Raw genomic sequence first — 13,400 nt, 5'->3', positions numbered from 1 at the left:
GGTGCGCGCCGGACGAGCCGCGCGCGCTGCTGCACGGCGCCCCAAGCCTCGGCTCGCTCCTGCCCGTGACCGCCGAACGCCCCGGAGCCCTGCTGACCGGCGACGACCTGAGCGCCGGCACGCCCGAAGGCGACGTCGGCTGGCTCGCCGGGGAACTGGTGGAGTTCCGGGCGCTGGCGGACCGGCTCCCCGCCGGCAGCCCGTTCGACTACGACGCCCTCATCCGCGCCCTGCTCGACGGCTACGACGCCCCTCTGGACCTCGCCGCCGTGGGAAGGGCCGCCGCCGTGCGCTTCCTGTGCCACGTGCACGACTTCGCCGCGTACGTGAAATGGCACGAGCTGCTCGGCGACTACCTGAAACTCGTCGCCGACACGATCGACGCGGCGGCGGACGGACGGCTGATCACCCGATGAAGCGCGTGACACTGGGCAACGGGCTGCGGGTCGTCGTCGAGGAGGAGCACTCCGCGCCCGTGGCCGCCGTCGCCGTCCACTACGGCGTCGGCTTCCGCGGCGAAGGCCGCCCGGGGCTGGCCCACCTGTTCGAGCATCTGATGTTCGACGGGCACTTCCAGTACGTCGAGGGCGTCGGCGGCTTCTGCAACGCCTCCACCCGGCAGGACTACACCGACTTCTACACCGTCGTCCCCGCCGGAGCCGTCGCCCGCGTGCTGAACCTGGAGGCCGCCCGGATGCGCGGCCCCCGGATCACCGCGCGCGCGATCCGGGCGCAGACCTCGGTCGTGCGGGAGGAGATCCTCGGCAAGACACGCAAACCGTACGGCGGCTTCCCCTGGCCCCGGCTGTCGCCCGTGCTGTTCCGCGACGCCGCCAACGCCCACGACGGCTACGGCGACCACGCCTCGCTCCGGCACATCACCCCGCAGGACTGCGAGGAGTTCTTCGAGCGGCACTACAGCCCGGCCAACGCGGTGCTGACGGTGTCCGGCGACGTCCGGGCGGACGCGGTGCTGGAGATCGCCGCGCACGCCTTCGGGGACATCCCGGCCCGGCCCGCGCCACCGCCCGTCAGCTACCACGAGCCGCTGCCTTCGGCGGCGCGCGAGGCCGAGTACGCCGACCCGCTCGCCCCGATGCCCGCCCTCGCCGCCGGCCACCGCGTGCCCGACCCGGCCACCGGCGCCCACTTCGCGCTGTCCGCGCTGGCGGGGCTGCTCACCGGCGGCGGCAGGCCGCGGCTGCGCGAACGGCTGCGGCGCGAGAGCGGTCACACCGTCACCTTCTCGGCCCGGGTCGGACTGTTCGACTTCCTCGACGCCCGCGACCCCGACCTGTGGGTGCTCACCGCCGTCCACCCCGGGGAACTGCCCGCCGGGCGGGTGCTGGAGGCCGTGGACGCCGAGCTGCGCGCGCTCGCCGCCGACGGGCCGGGGGAGGAGGAGCTGCGGCGCTGCCGGACCGCGTGGCTGACCGCCCACCACCGGTCCATGGACAGGGTCGCCAACCGGGTGCGCCTGCTCGGGCGCTTCGAGCTGCTGTTCGGCGATCCCTGGCGGGTGGCCGGCCTGCCGGACGCGTACGCCGCGGTGACCGCCGCGGACGTGGCGGAGGCGGCGAGCCTCCTGCGGCCCGACTCCCGCGCACTGCTCAGGGTCGCCCCCCGGAAAGGCTGACATGATCCGTACGCTGCCCAACGGCCTGCGCGTCCTGCCGCTGCGGCACGGCGCCACGCCGCTGGTCGAGGCGCGCCTCCACCTGCCGCGGCCGTGCCGGGACCGGGCCGGCCTGGCGGCGTCCACGCTGCTGGCGACCTGCCTGTCGCAGCGGGACGACGACGTGGAGATGAGCGCGGCCGCCGACGTCCACCAGATCACCGTCACCGCGTACGGCCCCGGCCTCGCGGCGGTGACGTCGGCGCTGGCGCAGGCGGCGCGGGGCACGGCGCCCGCCGAGCCGGGCCCGGCCCGCGCCCAGCTGGCCGCCCAGCTCACGATGGTGCGGGCGCATCCGGACGTCATGGTGAGGGAGTGGCTGGCCCGGCACCTGTTCGGCGACCACCCGGCGACCCTCCAGGTCCGCCCCGAAGACCTGGGGCCGCTGCCGTCGCGCCCCTTCGACCCGCGCGGCGCCACGCTCGTGATCGCCGGCCGCGACGACCCCGCCGCGTTGGCCGACGCCGCCGGCGCGGCCTTCGCCGCCTGGCACCCATCCGCTTCCTCCCGGACACCGCCCGCGCCGCTGCCGGCCCTGCCTGCGGTGGACGGCGGCCGGATCGCGGCGCTGCCGCTGCCCGGCGCGCCGCAGTCGCGCATCCGCCTGCGCGCCCCCGCGGTGCCCCCGGAACATCCCCGCTATCCGGCGCTGTTCCTGGCGCTGAACGTCCTGGGCGGCTACCTGTCCTCGCGCCTGTCGGCGAGCCTGCGGGAGGACAAAGGTTACGTGTACGGCGTCACGACGTTCTTCGACACCGCGCACGGCGGCGCCCTGCTGGCCGTCGAGGCCGACACGGCGGCGGCCACCACCGGCGCCGCCCTCGCCGCCCTGGCCGCCGAACTGCGCCGCATGCGGACGCACCCGCCCACCGTGGAGGAGATCCGCTCGGCCAGGGCGTACGCGCTCGGCTCGATGGCCACCCGCCTGGCGCCGCGCGCGGCCATCGCCTCGGCTCTGATCGACATGGCGGCCAAGGGCCGGGATCCGCTGCTCGTACTGGACTTCCCCCGCCGCCTGGAAGCCGTCCCCGCGCCGCAGGTGGTGGCCGCGGCGCAGGAGTTCTTCGCGCCCGAGCGCTTCTCCGGCCTGCTCGCCGCGGACCCGGCGGCCCTGCCCCACCACCTTGCCCTGTGACGCGTGCCGCGACGTGTCAGCGCCTCAGGTCGCGCCCCGAGGCGATCATCGGTTTCAGATGCGGGGCCGAAGGGCGCGCCGGACGGCGACACCGCCCAACGAGAGAGCGGGGATGAGCAGGATTCCCGCCTCGGTCCATTGGAACTGCCAGAACCTGTCCGCGGGGTGAAATTCGACCACCTGCCGATAGCCGTGGCTGAATGTGCACTGGGCGTACTTCTTGGTCGTCTCATCCGTCCCGCATGGGCCGGCGAGCGCGAGATGTCTCTCCTGAGAGGTGAACTTCGCGCCGCTGCTGTCAATCCAGTAGCTGGTCACATAGAGAGAGTCTTCCGGTTCGAGTTCGTCGATGACCTGGGCCTGCACGGCTCGTTCCGGCGGCGCGTAGGAGGACGGCGCCCTGAGGAGTCCGAAGAATGCCAACGCGCACACCCCCAGGGTCACCGCCATCGCCGGCAGGGTCCGCCGGAACAGCGCGCCCGTGGCCATGCCGAGCAGGAACGCGGACAGCCACCACGCCGCCGGCATGATGCCGACAACGCGGAACCAACTCATGTCGAAGCGGTCAACGTTGTAAGGGGGGACGTCGAAGGCGGCCAGCCACGGCTCCACGATGCCGGCCAGCACCAGCCCGCCGAGCGTGACCGCGGCGCCGAGCCCGACGATCTTGGCCGCCAACCAGCGGCGCCGCGTCACCGACTGGGTCCAGGTCAGCTGGTGCGTGCCGTGCTCGAACTCCCGGGCCAGCAGCGGAGCGCCCCAGAAAGCGCCGATCAACGCCGGGGCCAGCAGCGGAAGCCAGCCGAGGAGCTCACCCACCGAGTGAATGCGCTCGTTCATCTCCACGCGGTAAGCGCTGCACGCGGGCGTGTCCGCCACGCAGTCGGTCGCCGGAGCGTTCTGAGCGGCGAAGCCGGCCGCGCCCAGACCGCTGATGAGCAGAACCACGCCGAGGACGACCAGCAGCGCCGTGGTGACGAGCACCTGCATGCGATGCTGCCGCCAGGTAAGCCACAACACTTCCATGTCTCCTTAGCGATCAGGTAGTGGTCAGGGTCGGACGAGGCAGTGAGGTGGTGTCGGGGCGGCGCAGGTAGGCCAGCACCAGCTCCTCCAGGCTCACACCGGACGCACTCCATCGCGGGTCGTGCAACGACGTTCCCGGGCCGGTGTGGACCAGCAGGTCGGCCTGCCGTCCGCTGCGGCTGTCGTTGATCACCGGCATCCGGGCCGCCACCTCGTCCGCGAGTTCCGCCGGACCGGACAGCATCCGGTGAGCGGCGAGCAACTCGTCGACCTCGCCGCTGATCTGGACCTGGCCGCGGTTGAGCACCATCAGCCAGTCGCAGGCGTTGGTCAGGTCGGACACCACATGGGAGGACAGCACGACGGTCATCTGCGTCTCGGCCACCGCTGCCATCAGGGAGCGCATGATGTCGTGCCGGGCCACCGGGTCGAGGTTGGCCAGAGGCCCGTCCATGACCAGCAGATCCGGCCGTTTGGCCACGGCGATGGTCAACGCGACCTGTGCCTGCTGACCTCCGGAAAGCTTGCCGACCTTGCGGTTCAGCGGGATGTCCAGTTCCGCCAGCCGTTGCCGGGCGAGGGCGTCGTCCCACCCTGGATTGAGATGGTGTCCGAAGCGGAGCATCTCAGCGACGGTGAAGCCGTCGTAGAGGGGTTTGTCCTGGGCCAGGAACGCCACCCGCGCGAGGGCCTCCGCCCGCTGACCGACCGGTTCGCCGAAGACACGCACGCTGCCCCGGGTGGGGGCGATCAGCCCGGCGACCAGGCGCAGGAACGTGGACTTTCCCGCGCCGTTCGGTCCGACGAACGCGACCACCCGGCCGGCGGGGACCGACAGCGTGCAGTCGCGTAACGCCCACGTGCCCCGATACCGCTTGGCGAGCCTCACGGCCTCCAGAGCCGTCGCGCTCTGTGCGGGAGGGGTGAGCTCCCCACATCCGCCGCCGAACATCCTCACTGTCCGATCCGCTGTCATGCGATCCCCTCCTGGGCGGAGTCGGCGAGCACCATGGCGACCAGCGCCTCGATATCTCCGTGGTCGAGCCCCGCTTCGCGGCAGTCGTGCACCCACCGGGCGAGGTCGCGGCGGAGCCGGGTGTGATCGGCCGTGGCTCCGCCACCCAGGGAACGCCGCACGAACGTGCCCATCCCGGGCCGGCCGACGACGAACCCCTCGTGTTCCAGTTCGCGGTAGGCCTTGGCCACGGTGTTCGGGTTGATCGCGAGGTCGCTGACGACCTCTTTGATCGTCGGCAGCCGATCGCCCGGCATGAGCACACCGAGCCGCAAGGCGTGTTTGACCTGATGCACCAGTTGCAGATATGTCGCCACACCGGAGCTTGGATCGAGGCGAAACTTGAGCACCGCAATACCCTTTTCCTATTAGATTAGTAAAAGGGTAATTACCGCCATGATCTTCGTCAACTCGGCCTCCTGTCAACCCGCCGAGCGACGTCCTCGGCGTGTGCTCGACCGGCATGCCTAGCGGGTGTCCCTGCGCGCGTTCGGCGGCGAGCTGGAACATCTTCGGGCCCAGCGCGGCCAAGACCCGGGGCCGCAGGAGCCGGCGGCCTCCATCGCGTCCTAGATGCCGACCCGTCCGAGGCCGAGTGCGTTCACCGGTCCTGCGCGGCGGTGTCCTGGGCGGCCAGGAAGCCGGCGATCTGGGCTGCGCCGGTGCGTTGCAGCCAGGTGCGCAGGTCCATCAGGTCGAGGTGCAGGGCGCGGGTGAAGGTGACGTCGGCGCGGTAGCCGCGGTCGTTGAGCCAGGTGTAGGCGTAGGCGAATTCCGCGCCGAACTGGGCGATCACTTCCAGCGGGATCTGGACGTACGGCAGCGACCGGCCGACGGCTTCGGAGATGGCCGCGGCGATCTGGCGTGGGGTCAGTTCGTCCCCGGCCAGGTCGACGGCGCGGCCGATCCACTCGCCCGGCTGGGCGAAGGCCAGTGCGGCGAAGGCGCCGACGTCGTCGACGGCCATGATCTGCTGCGGTACGTCGGCGGCGAACGCGGTGGCCACGGCGCCGTCGCGCAGGTGGTAGGCGCCGGTGTAGTTCTCCATGAAGGAGACCGGGCGCAGGAAGGTCGCGGGCAGACCCAGCCGGGTGATGTGCTGTTCGATCCGCCACTTGTTGACCGTGTTGCTCGGCAGCTTCTCGATGTTGTGGCGGCCCGCGCCGGCGAGCGAGGCGTAGACCATGTGCCGTACCCCGGCGGCGTGTGCCGCGTCGGCGACGTTGCGGCCCCAGCGGACCTCGTCCTCGGCCGAGAAGCCCGCCGGGGTGCCCGGGGAGCCGACCGTGGGCTGCACGCTGAACAGGCCGTAGGCGCCTTCGGCAGCGGCGACGAGCGAGGCGACGTCGTCCATCTCGGCGCGGACGAACTCGGCGCCCGCCTGCGCCAGAGCCCGGGCCGGCGCGGCGTCCGGATCGCGCGTCATTGCCCGTACGTGCCAGCCGTCGGCGAGCAGTTGTGCTGTCACGGCCCGGCCCTGCAGGCCGGTCGCCCCCACCACCACGATGGTCTTCACGATGTGTCTCCAGACGGTAGGCATGCGGCGGCCGCCCGCCTAACTGGGGTGGCCCTCCGGTTCTGGTTGGGTACGATATGGAGGGCCACCCCGTTTTTGCAAGCCCGCCGGAGAACACATGCCGTCCGACAGTCGTACGAACTCGCCCACGCGTCCGATGCGCGCGGACGCACGCCGCAACTACGACCGCATCCTGGCCGTGGCAGCCGAGGCCATCGCCGAGCACGGAGCCGAGGCGTCCCTGGAGGAGATCGCCCGGCGCGCCGGCGTCGGCTCGGCCACGCTGCACCGCCACTTCCCCTCCCGGCAGCGACTGCTGGAGGCCGTCTTCGGCGACAAGGTCGAGGCCCTGTGCGCCGCTGCCACCGACCTGGCCGTCGACCCCGACCCCGGACAGGCGCTGGCGACCTGGCTCGGAGCCGTCGCCAGGCACGCCGTGTCCAACCGGGGCCTGGCCGCCTCGCTGATGCGGGGAGCCCACGACGGCGATCCCACCCTGGGCGCCACCTGCCACAGCATGATCACCAACGCGGGAGCAGACCTGCTGGCCCGCGCCCGCCGCGCGAACGCCGCACGGCCCGACGTCTCGATCACGGATCTGCTCACACTCGTCAACGCCATCTGCCTGGCCGTTGAGCAGGAACCCGACGGCGCGGCCCAGGCCGACCGGCTGCTCACCCTCGCGCTGACCGGTGCCATAGGAAGCGAACGGCCAGGCTCGGGCGCGGCGTGATCTCGTGCCCACCCGCGCGTTGGAGTGGCCGCTGCCGGCCGATTGATTTCTTACAAGAGCGACAGCCCACGACACGCTAACTTGGGGCACCCCAAGGCAGAGGAGAGCCCCGTGGGCAAGGTGGTCATGTACAGCTCGGTGTCGGTGGACGGCTTCGTCGCGGACGAGAGTGACCAGCCCGGACCGCTGTTCGACTGGTTGTCCAGCGGTGACGTCCCGTTGGACGAGAGCGGCGAGCTGAAGGTGTCGCGGCCGTCCTACGACTACACCCGGACGTACTGGGACCGGATCGGAGTCACGATCGTCGGCCGCCACGTCTTCGACCTGACGGACGGCTGGGGCGGCAAGCCGCCGAGCGGCATCGACCACGTGGTCGTCGTGTCGCACCGGCCGATGCCCGAGGGCTGGGACCCCGAGGCGCCGTTTCACTTCGTCGACGGCGTCGAGGCAGCCGTGGCCAAGGCGCAGGAGCTTGCGGGTGACCGCATGGTCGAGGTCGCCGCCGGCGACGTCGGTGGCCAGGTGCTTGCCGCGGGCCTGGTCGACGAGGTGCGCATGGACGTCGTACCCGTCGTGTTCGGGTCCGGCAAGCGCTACTTCGGGTCGGTTCACGCGCAGCACCTGCTGGAGGATCCTGACATGGTGATTCAGGGCAACCGGGTGCTTCACCTGCGCTATCGGGTGCGCCGTTGACCGATCTGAGCGGGTACGCGAAGAAGTCCGCTGCGATCGGTGACACAAGATCGGGCCGGCGCCGACTCAGCGCTCCCCATCCGCGCTTGATCGTCAATCGCTTCGCGTCGGGGAACCGGATGGGCAGAACACGGCCTGGATCACAGTCTTGGCCATGTCGAGCGAGTTGTACCGGCCATAGCGGTCGATGTTCATGTGGGTGGCGATCACGCGCTCGGCATCCCGGGTGCCCATCGCGAAGGAGAACCCACCGGTGATGGCGCCGCCGATGCCCCAGACCCTCACACCGCACGACAGCTCCCACGACCAGACGCCGGTGCCGTACGTGGTGCCGGGGATCCACGTGTCCGTCCAGGTGCCGTCCGGCAGCTTGACCCCGGTCTTGACCATGGTGAACATCTCCCGCCGCTGGGCGAGCGGGAGCAGCTCGCCGCGCAGCAGCGCGCCGGTGAATCGGTGGAGGTCGCCGACCGTGGAGACCACGCCACCGGCCGCCCAGCCGGTGGTGGCACTCTGGTCGGTCACGTCGTAGACCTCGGCGTCGGTTCCGGTGGCGAACAACGTCGAGTAGTGGCGTGGGTGCGGGCCGCGTATCCGCGTTTCCGCGGCCGGCAGGTATGTCCCGGTCAGACCCAGCGGGCGGACGATCCGCCGTGCGATCTCGCCGGCGAGCGTCTTGCCGGTCACCTTCTCGACGATCAGCCCGGCGAGGATGTAGCCGGTGTTGGAGTACACGAAGCCGTCACCCGGCGCCTCGAAGGAGCGCGGATTGCGCAGGCCGATCTTCACGAGGTGCTCGGGCGTGTAGGTGTCGTAGCGGTGCTCGAGCCACGCGGGGCCGGAGAACTTGGCGAACTCCTCCTCGTCGTTGCCGTAGTTGAAGATCCCGCTGGTGTGGTTGAGCAGGTGTCTGACGGTGATCGTGCCGCCGTCGTCGTCGTTGCCCTTGACCAGGCCGGGCAGCCACGTGTCCACAGTGTCGTCGAGGCTCAGCTTCCCTTCGGCCGCCAGCTGCAGGACCACGGTGGCGGTGAACGGCTTGGCGGCGCTGCCGATACGGAACCGCTCGTTCGGCTGACGCTCGCGGCCGGTCCGGGTGTCGGCCACCCCCGCCGAGCCGAACCACCGCCCCCGAGGGTCGCGAACCTCGGCGACCATGCCGGGCACACCGCCGTCGGCCACGGCCTGGTCGAGCGCTCTCTGGACCTGGGCGTGGAGCGGCCCTGCCGGTGAGGGGGGAGATGTGGTCATGGCGATTCCTTTCCGGGCGATGGACATCAGCGCAGCCGCGCTCGCGATAGTACGCATTCAGTACGGACGAAAAGCTATCTTGCATTTACAAAACGAGCAACATAAATAGCAGGAATCCAGCAGGTCGAGCCATCAAACTTGCAATGAGTATGTGAACGAACGCAAGACGAATGAACGGTACTTGCAATGAGATGTCGACAAACGCGATACTGTCCATCCGCGCCCGAGGACACATCAAGCGGGCTGGGCATGGCACGGCAACAGGAGGCACGCCCGATGCCGGGAGGCAGACTGACTCACCAGGACCGCCGGCACATCGCCGCGGGGCTGACCGAAGGGCTCACCTACACCGAGATCGCCAAGCGTCTGCAACGGCCGATCTCCACTATCACCCGGGAGGTGACCCGCAACGGTGGAGCCGACGGCTACCAGGCCGACCGGGCACATCACGCGACCGAAGTGCGAGCCCGCCGGCGCAAGCAGGCCCCCACCCTGGCCCCCGCGCCACCGGCCGCCACCGGCGCACCCGGGCGTGACCCCCAAGCGGTCCACGCTCTGGAGGAACGATTCACCGCGGCGATGACCACGACAGGGCTGCCGCGCATGACCGCCCGGGTACTCGCCTGCCTGTACACCATCGACAGCGGGAGCCTCACCGCCGCCGAACTCGTCCAGCGTCTCCGGGTCAGCCCGGCATCCATCTCGAAGGCCATCGGCGAACTCGAAAGACACGAACTGATCCGGCGTGAACGCGACCCCCGCCGGCGGCGCGACCGGTACGTCATCGACCCCGACGTCTGGTACCGGGCCTGGCTCGTCAGCGCCCGGCAGAACGCCGTCATGGCCGATCTCGCCCGTGACGGAGCCGAAGTCCTCGACTCCACCACTCCCGCCGGTGTCCGGCTACAGGACATGAGCGAGTTCTTCGAGCACGTCAGCCGAAGCTTGGTCCACGCTGCCGAGCAGTGGCGGCAGGATTTCCTGTCGAGGCGAACGAAAGAACGTTCAGGGCTCAGCCCTCATACTCCCGAGTAGAGTCCCGCCGTCCTGACGCCGTCATCCGGCACCGCCCCACAGCACGCACGCTGACGCCCTTTCTTCCGTGTCACGGCGCCGGGGAACTCGTTGACGTCCTTCGGGAGACACCACGGTGAAATACCGACTCACGAAGGAGAGGCGTTGAGTGCTGGGATGGTCGAGATCGACGACGGAGAACTGATCCGTCGTTCGGCGCACGACCCGGAGCAGTTCGCGGCGCTGTTCGACCGCTACGCGAAGCAGATCCACCTGTACGCGGCGCGACGGCTCGGCACGCAGGTTGCCGACGACATCGTGGCCGAGACGTTCCTGACCGCCTTCCGCAGGCGCGGGACGTACGACACGTCGTTCGGTCTGGCCAGGCCCTGGCTGTACGGCATCGCCACCACGTTGATCGCCAGACATCGGCGGCAGGAGGGGCGACTGCTGCGGGCGCTGAGCCGTACCGGCGTGGACCCGCTGCCCGAGGCGCTGGCCGACACCGTGACACGCCGGGTGACGGCACAGCGCAGGGATCGTGAGCTGGCGGGGGTGCTGGCGTCGTTGCCCCGTGGACATCGGGACGTGCTGCTGCTGGTGGCGTGGGAGGACATGTCGTACGAGGAAGTGGCGCGAGCGCTGGACATCTCGGTGGGGACCGTACGGTCACGGCTGCACCGCGCGCGGAAGAAGGCCAGGAACGTGCTCGGGGACGAGGAGCGGTGATGAGGGCGATCAAGGAGTTTCGTGGAAGCACCCCGGAGATGACCGACGAGGCCGCGGCCGCGGCCAGGGCGCGGCTGATGACGGCCGTCCACGAGCCGGAGGTCGCGGAGAAGCCGGCCGCGACCCGCGCGAGAAGGCTCGGCCGGCGGATCGTGGTGGCGGCGGCGCTGGCCTTGGCCGTCGGCGGCGCCGCCGTGGTCTTCAGGGACCAGCCGGGCCTGGCGCCGGTGGCCGGCGTGGCCGAGCTGGGCGAGCGCGCCGCCCGAGCGGCCGAGGACGACCCCGCCCCCGCCCCCGGCCCCGGTCAGTGGCTCTACACCAAGGAACTGCAACTGGCCGGCGTCGAAGCCGACGTCGACAGGGACCGGCGCGAGACCTGGGAACGGTGGACCAGCGTGGACGGCAAGCGGTCGGCCTGGTACCAGGACGGCACGCTGATGTTCCAGGGCGGCGCGCTCTTCGACCCGGCTGAGCTCGCCGAACCGCCGGTCACCCCGGCCGGGACGATCGCCAGGATCGAGGCGGCCATCCTCGACGAGGACCGCCGGGGGCCGCAGGAGCTGGACGGCCACGTCCCACCGGAGATCCTTTTCCGGCAGATCAACCAGTTCGTCTCCGATCAGTGGCTCGCCCCGCACGTGCGGGCCGCGATCTTCCGTGCGTTGCCTGCGATCAAGGGGATCGAGGTGAGGCCGGACGTGCCCGTCGCCGACGGACGGCGAGGCGTGGCGTTCAGCCTCATCGACACCGGGGCACGGGTGTCGCTCGTCCTGGACCCGCGGACCTTCCGGTATCTGGGCACCAACGCGACGCGGCTGCGGGACTGGACGTACGAGGACACCAATGGCGAGAAGGTGACGTACAGAGCGGGCGGGGTGAGCATGACAGCGCACCTGGAGGCCAAGATCGTGAACGGGCCCGGCCAACGTTCCTGACCGCGGCACGCGGCTCCGGCGGGTGGAGCAGCGTGGGTGAGGTTCAGGACGACGCCCCGTAGCGGGCGGCTATCGCGAGGGCGCGGTCGCGCAGGGAGTCGCGCAACCACTGCGGGGCCAGGGCCTCCGCGTCCGTGCCGAGCTGCCACAGCGCCCATCGGGCGTGTCGCGGATCCTGGAAGGTCACCTCCAGCCGCAGCCGGCCGTCCGGGTCGGCCTGTTCGGCGAGGACGGCCAGCGCGGTGCCCACCAGGTCCTCCCGCCGCGCCGGGTCCAGCCGTACCAGCACGGTGACCTGGTCGCCGCCCGTCCGGAACCGCGTGCCGCGTTCCTGCCAGGCCCGGTCCAGATCGACCCGGTCCGGCCGCCGCGCGGGTTCGGCGAGTCGCTCGGCGGCCACGATCCGGGACAGCCGGTAGGTGCGGTCCGCACCGGACCTGGTGGCCAGCAGGTAGCCCGTCTCCCGTACGGTGACCAGGCCGATCGGGTCCACCGTGCGCCACTTCGGGGCCTGGTCCACGGCCGCGTAGTGGATGCGCAGCCGGTGTCCGGAGAACACCGCCCGCAGGACCTCGGCCACCACGGCGTCCGGCGCCTCCTCCGCGACCAGCCGTCGGGAGAGGAGGTCGGTCTCCGGGTCGATGAGCAGTCGCTCGGCCGCGCCGGCGGCCGTCTCCCGATAGCTTTCGGGCAGCGCGTCGACCACCTTGAGCATCGCCGACGCGAGGGCCGAGCCGAGGCCGAACGCCTGCGCGCCGCGCCGCGACCCGGCGACCAGCAGGGCGAGCGCCTCGTCCTGGTTCAGCCCGGTGAGCTCGGTCCGGAAACCGGGCAACAGCGCGAAACCCCCGTACCGGCCGCGCTCGGCGTAGACCGGGACGCCGGCCGCCGACAGCGCCTCGATGTCGCGCAGCACGGTGCGGGTGGACACCTCCAGCTCGCGGGCCAGCGCGGTCGCGGACAGCCGGCCGTGCCGGCGTAGCAGCAGCACCAGCGAGACCAACCGGTCGGCGCGCATACGAGAACTGTAACGACATACACGACACAGGATGTCGTGATTCGCCGGGAGGCTGATCAACACGACGTCACCGAAGCCGGGTGACGTCCACGATGTCGACGAATCGAACGGAGCTGATGTGGCGATGGAGCGAACGGCGGTCAACCCGTGGGCCTGGTCGGTGGAGCTGGGATACAACCAGGGGGAGATCGTCTCCGGGCACACCCGGACCCTGTACTGCTCGGGCCAGACCGCGATGAGCTGCGACGGCAAGCCCCTGCATGCCGGTGACATGGCGGCGCAGCTGGCGTTGAGCCTCGACAACCTGGAGGCGGTGCTCGGCGAGGCCGGCATGTCCCTCGCCGACCTCGTCCGGCTCAACGTCTACACCATCGACGTCGATCGGCTCTTCGAGCACTACGGCGTGCTGGCGTCGCGGTTGGGCGCCGCCGGGGTGGCGCCGTCCACCACGATGCTCGGGGTGACGCGGCTGGCGATCCCCGGCCTGATGGTCGAGCTTGAGGGGACCGCCGTCGCGTGACGCGACCTCGCCGGCGGCGCGGTCCCTCACCTGGCCGGGCCGCCGGTGAGGTTCCGTCCGGGCCGTCCACGACGATGAGTTTCCGTCTCGCGATCAGTCAGCAGCTGAGGCAGAACAGCCCGCGGAAAGAAAGGAGAGCC

General features: G+C 70.9%; 14 protein-coding genes and 1 pseudogene. 9 read left to right on the top strand and 6 right to left on the bottom strand.

The window, feature by feature from the left end; all coding sequences use genetic code 11:
- The 3 genes and pseudogenes from OUY22_RS19160 to OUY22_RS19150 form a co-directional block, all read left to right on the top strand.
- A pseudogene (locus tag OUY22_RS19160) lies at window positions 1–416 on the top strand (hypothetical protein); the annotation flags it as partial.
- Window positions 413–1,636 carry a M16 family metallopeptidase gene (locus OUY22_RS19155; protein WP_270156394.1) on the top strand — a complete coding sequence of 408 codons (1,224 nt, stop codon included), beginning with the start codon at window positions 413–415 and terminating at the stop codon, window positions 1,634–1,636. The pseudogene OUY22_RS19160 and the gene OUY22_RS19155, both read left to right, overlap by 4 nt.
- Before the next feature lies 1 nt (window position 1,637).
- Entirely contained in the window at window positions 1,638–2,810 is a 1,173-nt protein-coding gene (locus OUY22_RS19150) for a M16 family metallopeptidase (RefSeq protein ID WP_270156392.1), read from the top strand.
- 54 nt (window positions 2,811–2,864) lie between these two features.
- On the opposite strand, the gene OUY22_RS19145 is transcribed toward OUY22_RS19150, so the two are convergent.
- The 4 genes from OUY22_RS19145 to OUY22_RS19130 form a co-directional block, all read right to left on the bottom strand.
- A complete protein-coding gene (locus OUY22_RS19145) occupies window positions 2,865–3,836 on the bottom strand; it encodes an ABC transporter permease (protein ID WP_270156391.1) in 972 nt (323 codons plus the stop codon).
- 13 nt (window positions 3,837–3,849) lie between these two features.
- Entirely contained in the window at window positions 3,850–4,812 is a 963-nt protein-coding gene (locus tag OUY22_RS19140) for an ABC transporter ATP-binding protein (RefSeq protein ID WP_270156390.1), read from the bottom strand.
- Window positions 4,809–5,201, bottom strand: coding sequence for a GntR family transcriptional regulator (locus OUY22_RS19135; protein WP_270156389.1), 393 nt, complete (start codon window positions 5,199–5,201; stop codon window positions 4,809–4,811). Before OUY22_RS19135 ends, OUY22_RS19140 begins: the two co-directional genes overlap by 4 nt.
- A gap of 251 nt (window positions 5,202–5,452) precedes the next feature.
- Window positions 5,453–6,367: an NmrA/HSCARG family protein gene (locus tag OUY22_RS19130; protein WP_270156388.1), complete on the bottom strand. Its 915-nt coding sequence runs from the start codon at window positions 6,365–6,367 to the stop codon at window positions 5,453–5,455.
- Between the two features lie 118 nt (window positions 6,368–6,485).
- On the opposite strand from OUY22_RS19130, the gene OUY22_RS19125 reads away from it, so the two are divergent.
- Window positions 6,486–7,100, top strand: a complete 615-nt coding sequence (locus OUY22_RS19125; protein ID WP_270156387.1) for a TetR/AcrR family transcriptional regulator — start codon at window positions 6,486–6,488, stop codon at window positions 7,098–7,100.
- A 111-nt stretch (window positions 7,101–7,211) separates the two neighbouring features.
- Window positions 7,212–7,793 carry a dihydrofolate reductase family protein gene (locus OUY22_RS19120; protein WP_270156386.1) on the top strand — a complete coding sequence of 194 codons (582 nt, stop codon included), beginning with the start codon at window positions 7,212–7,214 and terminating at the stop codon, window positions 7,791–7,793.
- Window positions 7,794–7,886: 93 nt separating this feature from the next.
- Here the strand turns inward: OUY22_RS19120 and OUY22_RS19115 are convergent, their stop codons facing one another.
- Window positions 7,887–9,044 (bottom strand): serine hydrolase domain-containing protein, encoded by a 1,158-nt coding sequence (locus tag OUY22_RS19115; RefSeq protein WP_270156385.1) that lies wholly within the window; start codon window positions 9,042–9,044, stop codon window positions 7,887–7,889.
- A 276-nt stretch (window positions 9,045–9,320) separates the two neighbouring features.
- Between OUY22_RS19115 and OUY22_RS19110 the strand changes: the two genes are divergently transcribed.
- From OUY22_RS19110 to OUY22_RS19100, 3 genes are all read left to right on the top strand, one after another.
- Window positions 9,321–10,079 (top strand): GbsR/MarR family transcriptional regulator, encoded by a 759-nt coding sequence (locus tag OUY22_RS19110; protein ID WP_270156384.1) that lies wholly within the window; start codon window positions 9,321–9,323, stop codon window positions 10,077–10,079.
- A 144-nt stretch (window positions 10,080–10,223) separates the two neighbouring features.
- Window positions 10,224–10,787, top strand: a complete 564-nt coding sequence (locus OUY22_RS19105) for an RNA polymerase sigma factor (protein ID WP_270156383.1) — start codon at window positions 10,224–10,226, stop codon at window positions 10,785–10,787.
- Window positions 10,787–11,722: a CU044_5270 family protein gene (locus tag OUY22_RS19100; protein WP_270156382.1), complete on the top strand. Its 936-nt coding sequence runs from the start codon at window positions 10,787–10,789 to the stop codon at window positions 11,720–11,722. The genes OUY22_RS19105 and OUY22_RS19100 overlap by 1 nt, the downstream gene beginning before the upstream one ends.
- 43 nt (window positions 11,723–11,765) lie before the next feature.
- Here OUY22_RS19100 and OUY22_RS19095 read toward each other — a convergent pair whose 3' ends face one another.
- A complete protein-coding gene (locus tag OUY22_RS19095) occupies window positions 11,766–12,740 on the bottom strand; it encodes a helix-turn-helix transcriptional regulator (RefSeq protein WP_270156381.1) in 975 nt (324 codons plus the stop codon).
- A 124-nt stretch (window positions 12,741–12,864) separates the two neighbouring features.
- On the opposite strand from OUY22_RS19095, the gene OUY22_RS19090 reads away from it, so the two are divergent.
- On the top strand, window positions 12,865–13,260 hold the full coding sequence (locus OUY22_RS19090; RefSeq protein ID WP_270156395.1) for a RidA family protein: 396 nt from the start codon (window positions 12,865–12,867) through the stop codon (window positions 13,258–13,260).
- The last annotated feature ends 140 nt before the right edge of the window (window positions 13,261–13,400 follow it).

The organism is Nonomuraea corallina (genome assembly GCF_027620315.1).
In the GTDB taxonomy this organism is placed as follows: Bacteria; Actinomycetota; Actinomycetes; order Streptosporangiales; family Streptosporangiaceae; genus Nonomuraea; species Nonomuraea corallina.
The sequence above is the reverse complement of the archived record's forward strand: the minus strand, read 5'-3'. Positions and strand labels throughout refer to the sequence as shown.

Bases quoted from the DNA above. Each gene is read 5' to 3' on its own strand.
- OUY22_RS19155 (WP_270156394.1), top strand. From the start codon at position 413: ATGAAGCGCGTGACACTGGGCAACGGGCTGCGGGTCGTCGTCGAGGAG.
- OUY22_RS19150 (WP_270156392.1), top strand. From the start codon at position 1,638: ATGATCCGTACGCTGCCCAACGGCCTGCGCGTCCTGCCGCTGCGGCAC.
- OUY22_RS19145 (WP_270156391.1), bottom strand. From the start codon at position 3,836: ATGGAAGTGTTGTGGCTTACCTGGCGGCAGCATCGCATGCAGGTGCTC.
- OUY22_RS19140 (WP_270156390.1), bottom strand. From the start codon at position 4,812: ATGACAGCGGATCGGACAGTGAGGATGTTCGGCGGCGGATGTGGGGAG.
- OUY22_RS19125 (WP_270156387.1), top strand. From the start codon at position 6,486: ATGCCGTCCGACAGTCGTACGAACTCGCCCACGCGTCCGATGCGCGCG.
- OUY22_RS19115 (WP_270156385.1), bottom strand. From the start codon at position 9,044: ATGACCACATCTCCCCCCTCACCGGCAGGGCCGCTCCACGCCCAGGTC.
- OUY22_RS19110 (WP_270156384.1), top strand. From the start codon at position 9,321: ATGCCGGGAGGCAGACTGACTCACCAGGACCGCCGGCACATCGCCGCG.
- OUY22_RS19100 (WP_270156382.1), top strand. From the start codon at position 10,787: ATGAGGGCGATCAAGGAGTTTCGTGGAAGCACCCCGGAGATGACCGAC.
- OUY22_RS19095 (WP_270156381.1), bottom strand. From the start codon at position 12,740: ATGCGCGCCGACCGGTTGGTCTCGCTGGTGCTGCTGCTACGCCGGCAC.
- OUY22_RS19090 (WP_270156395.1), top strand. From the start codon at position 12,865: ATGGAGCGAACGGCGGTCAACCCGTGGGCCTGGTCGGTGGAGCTGGGA.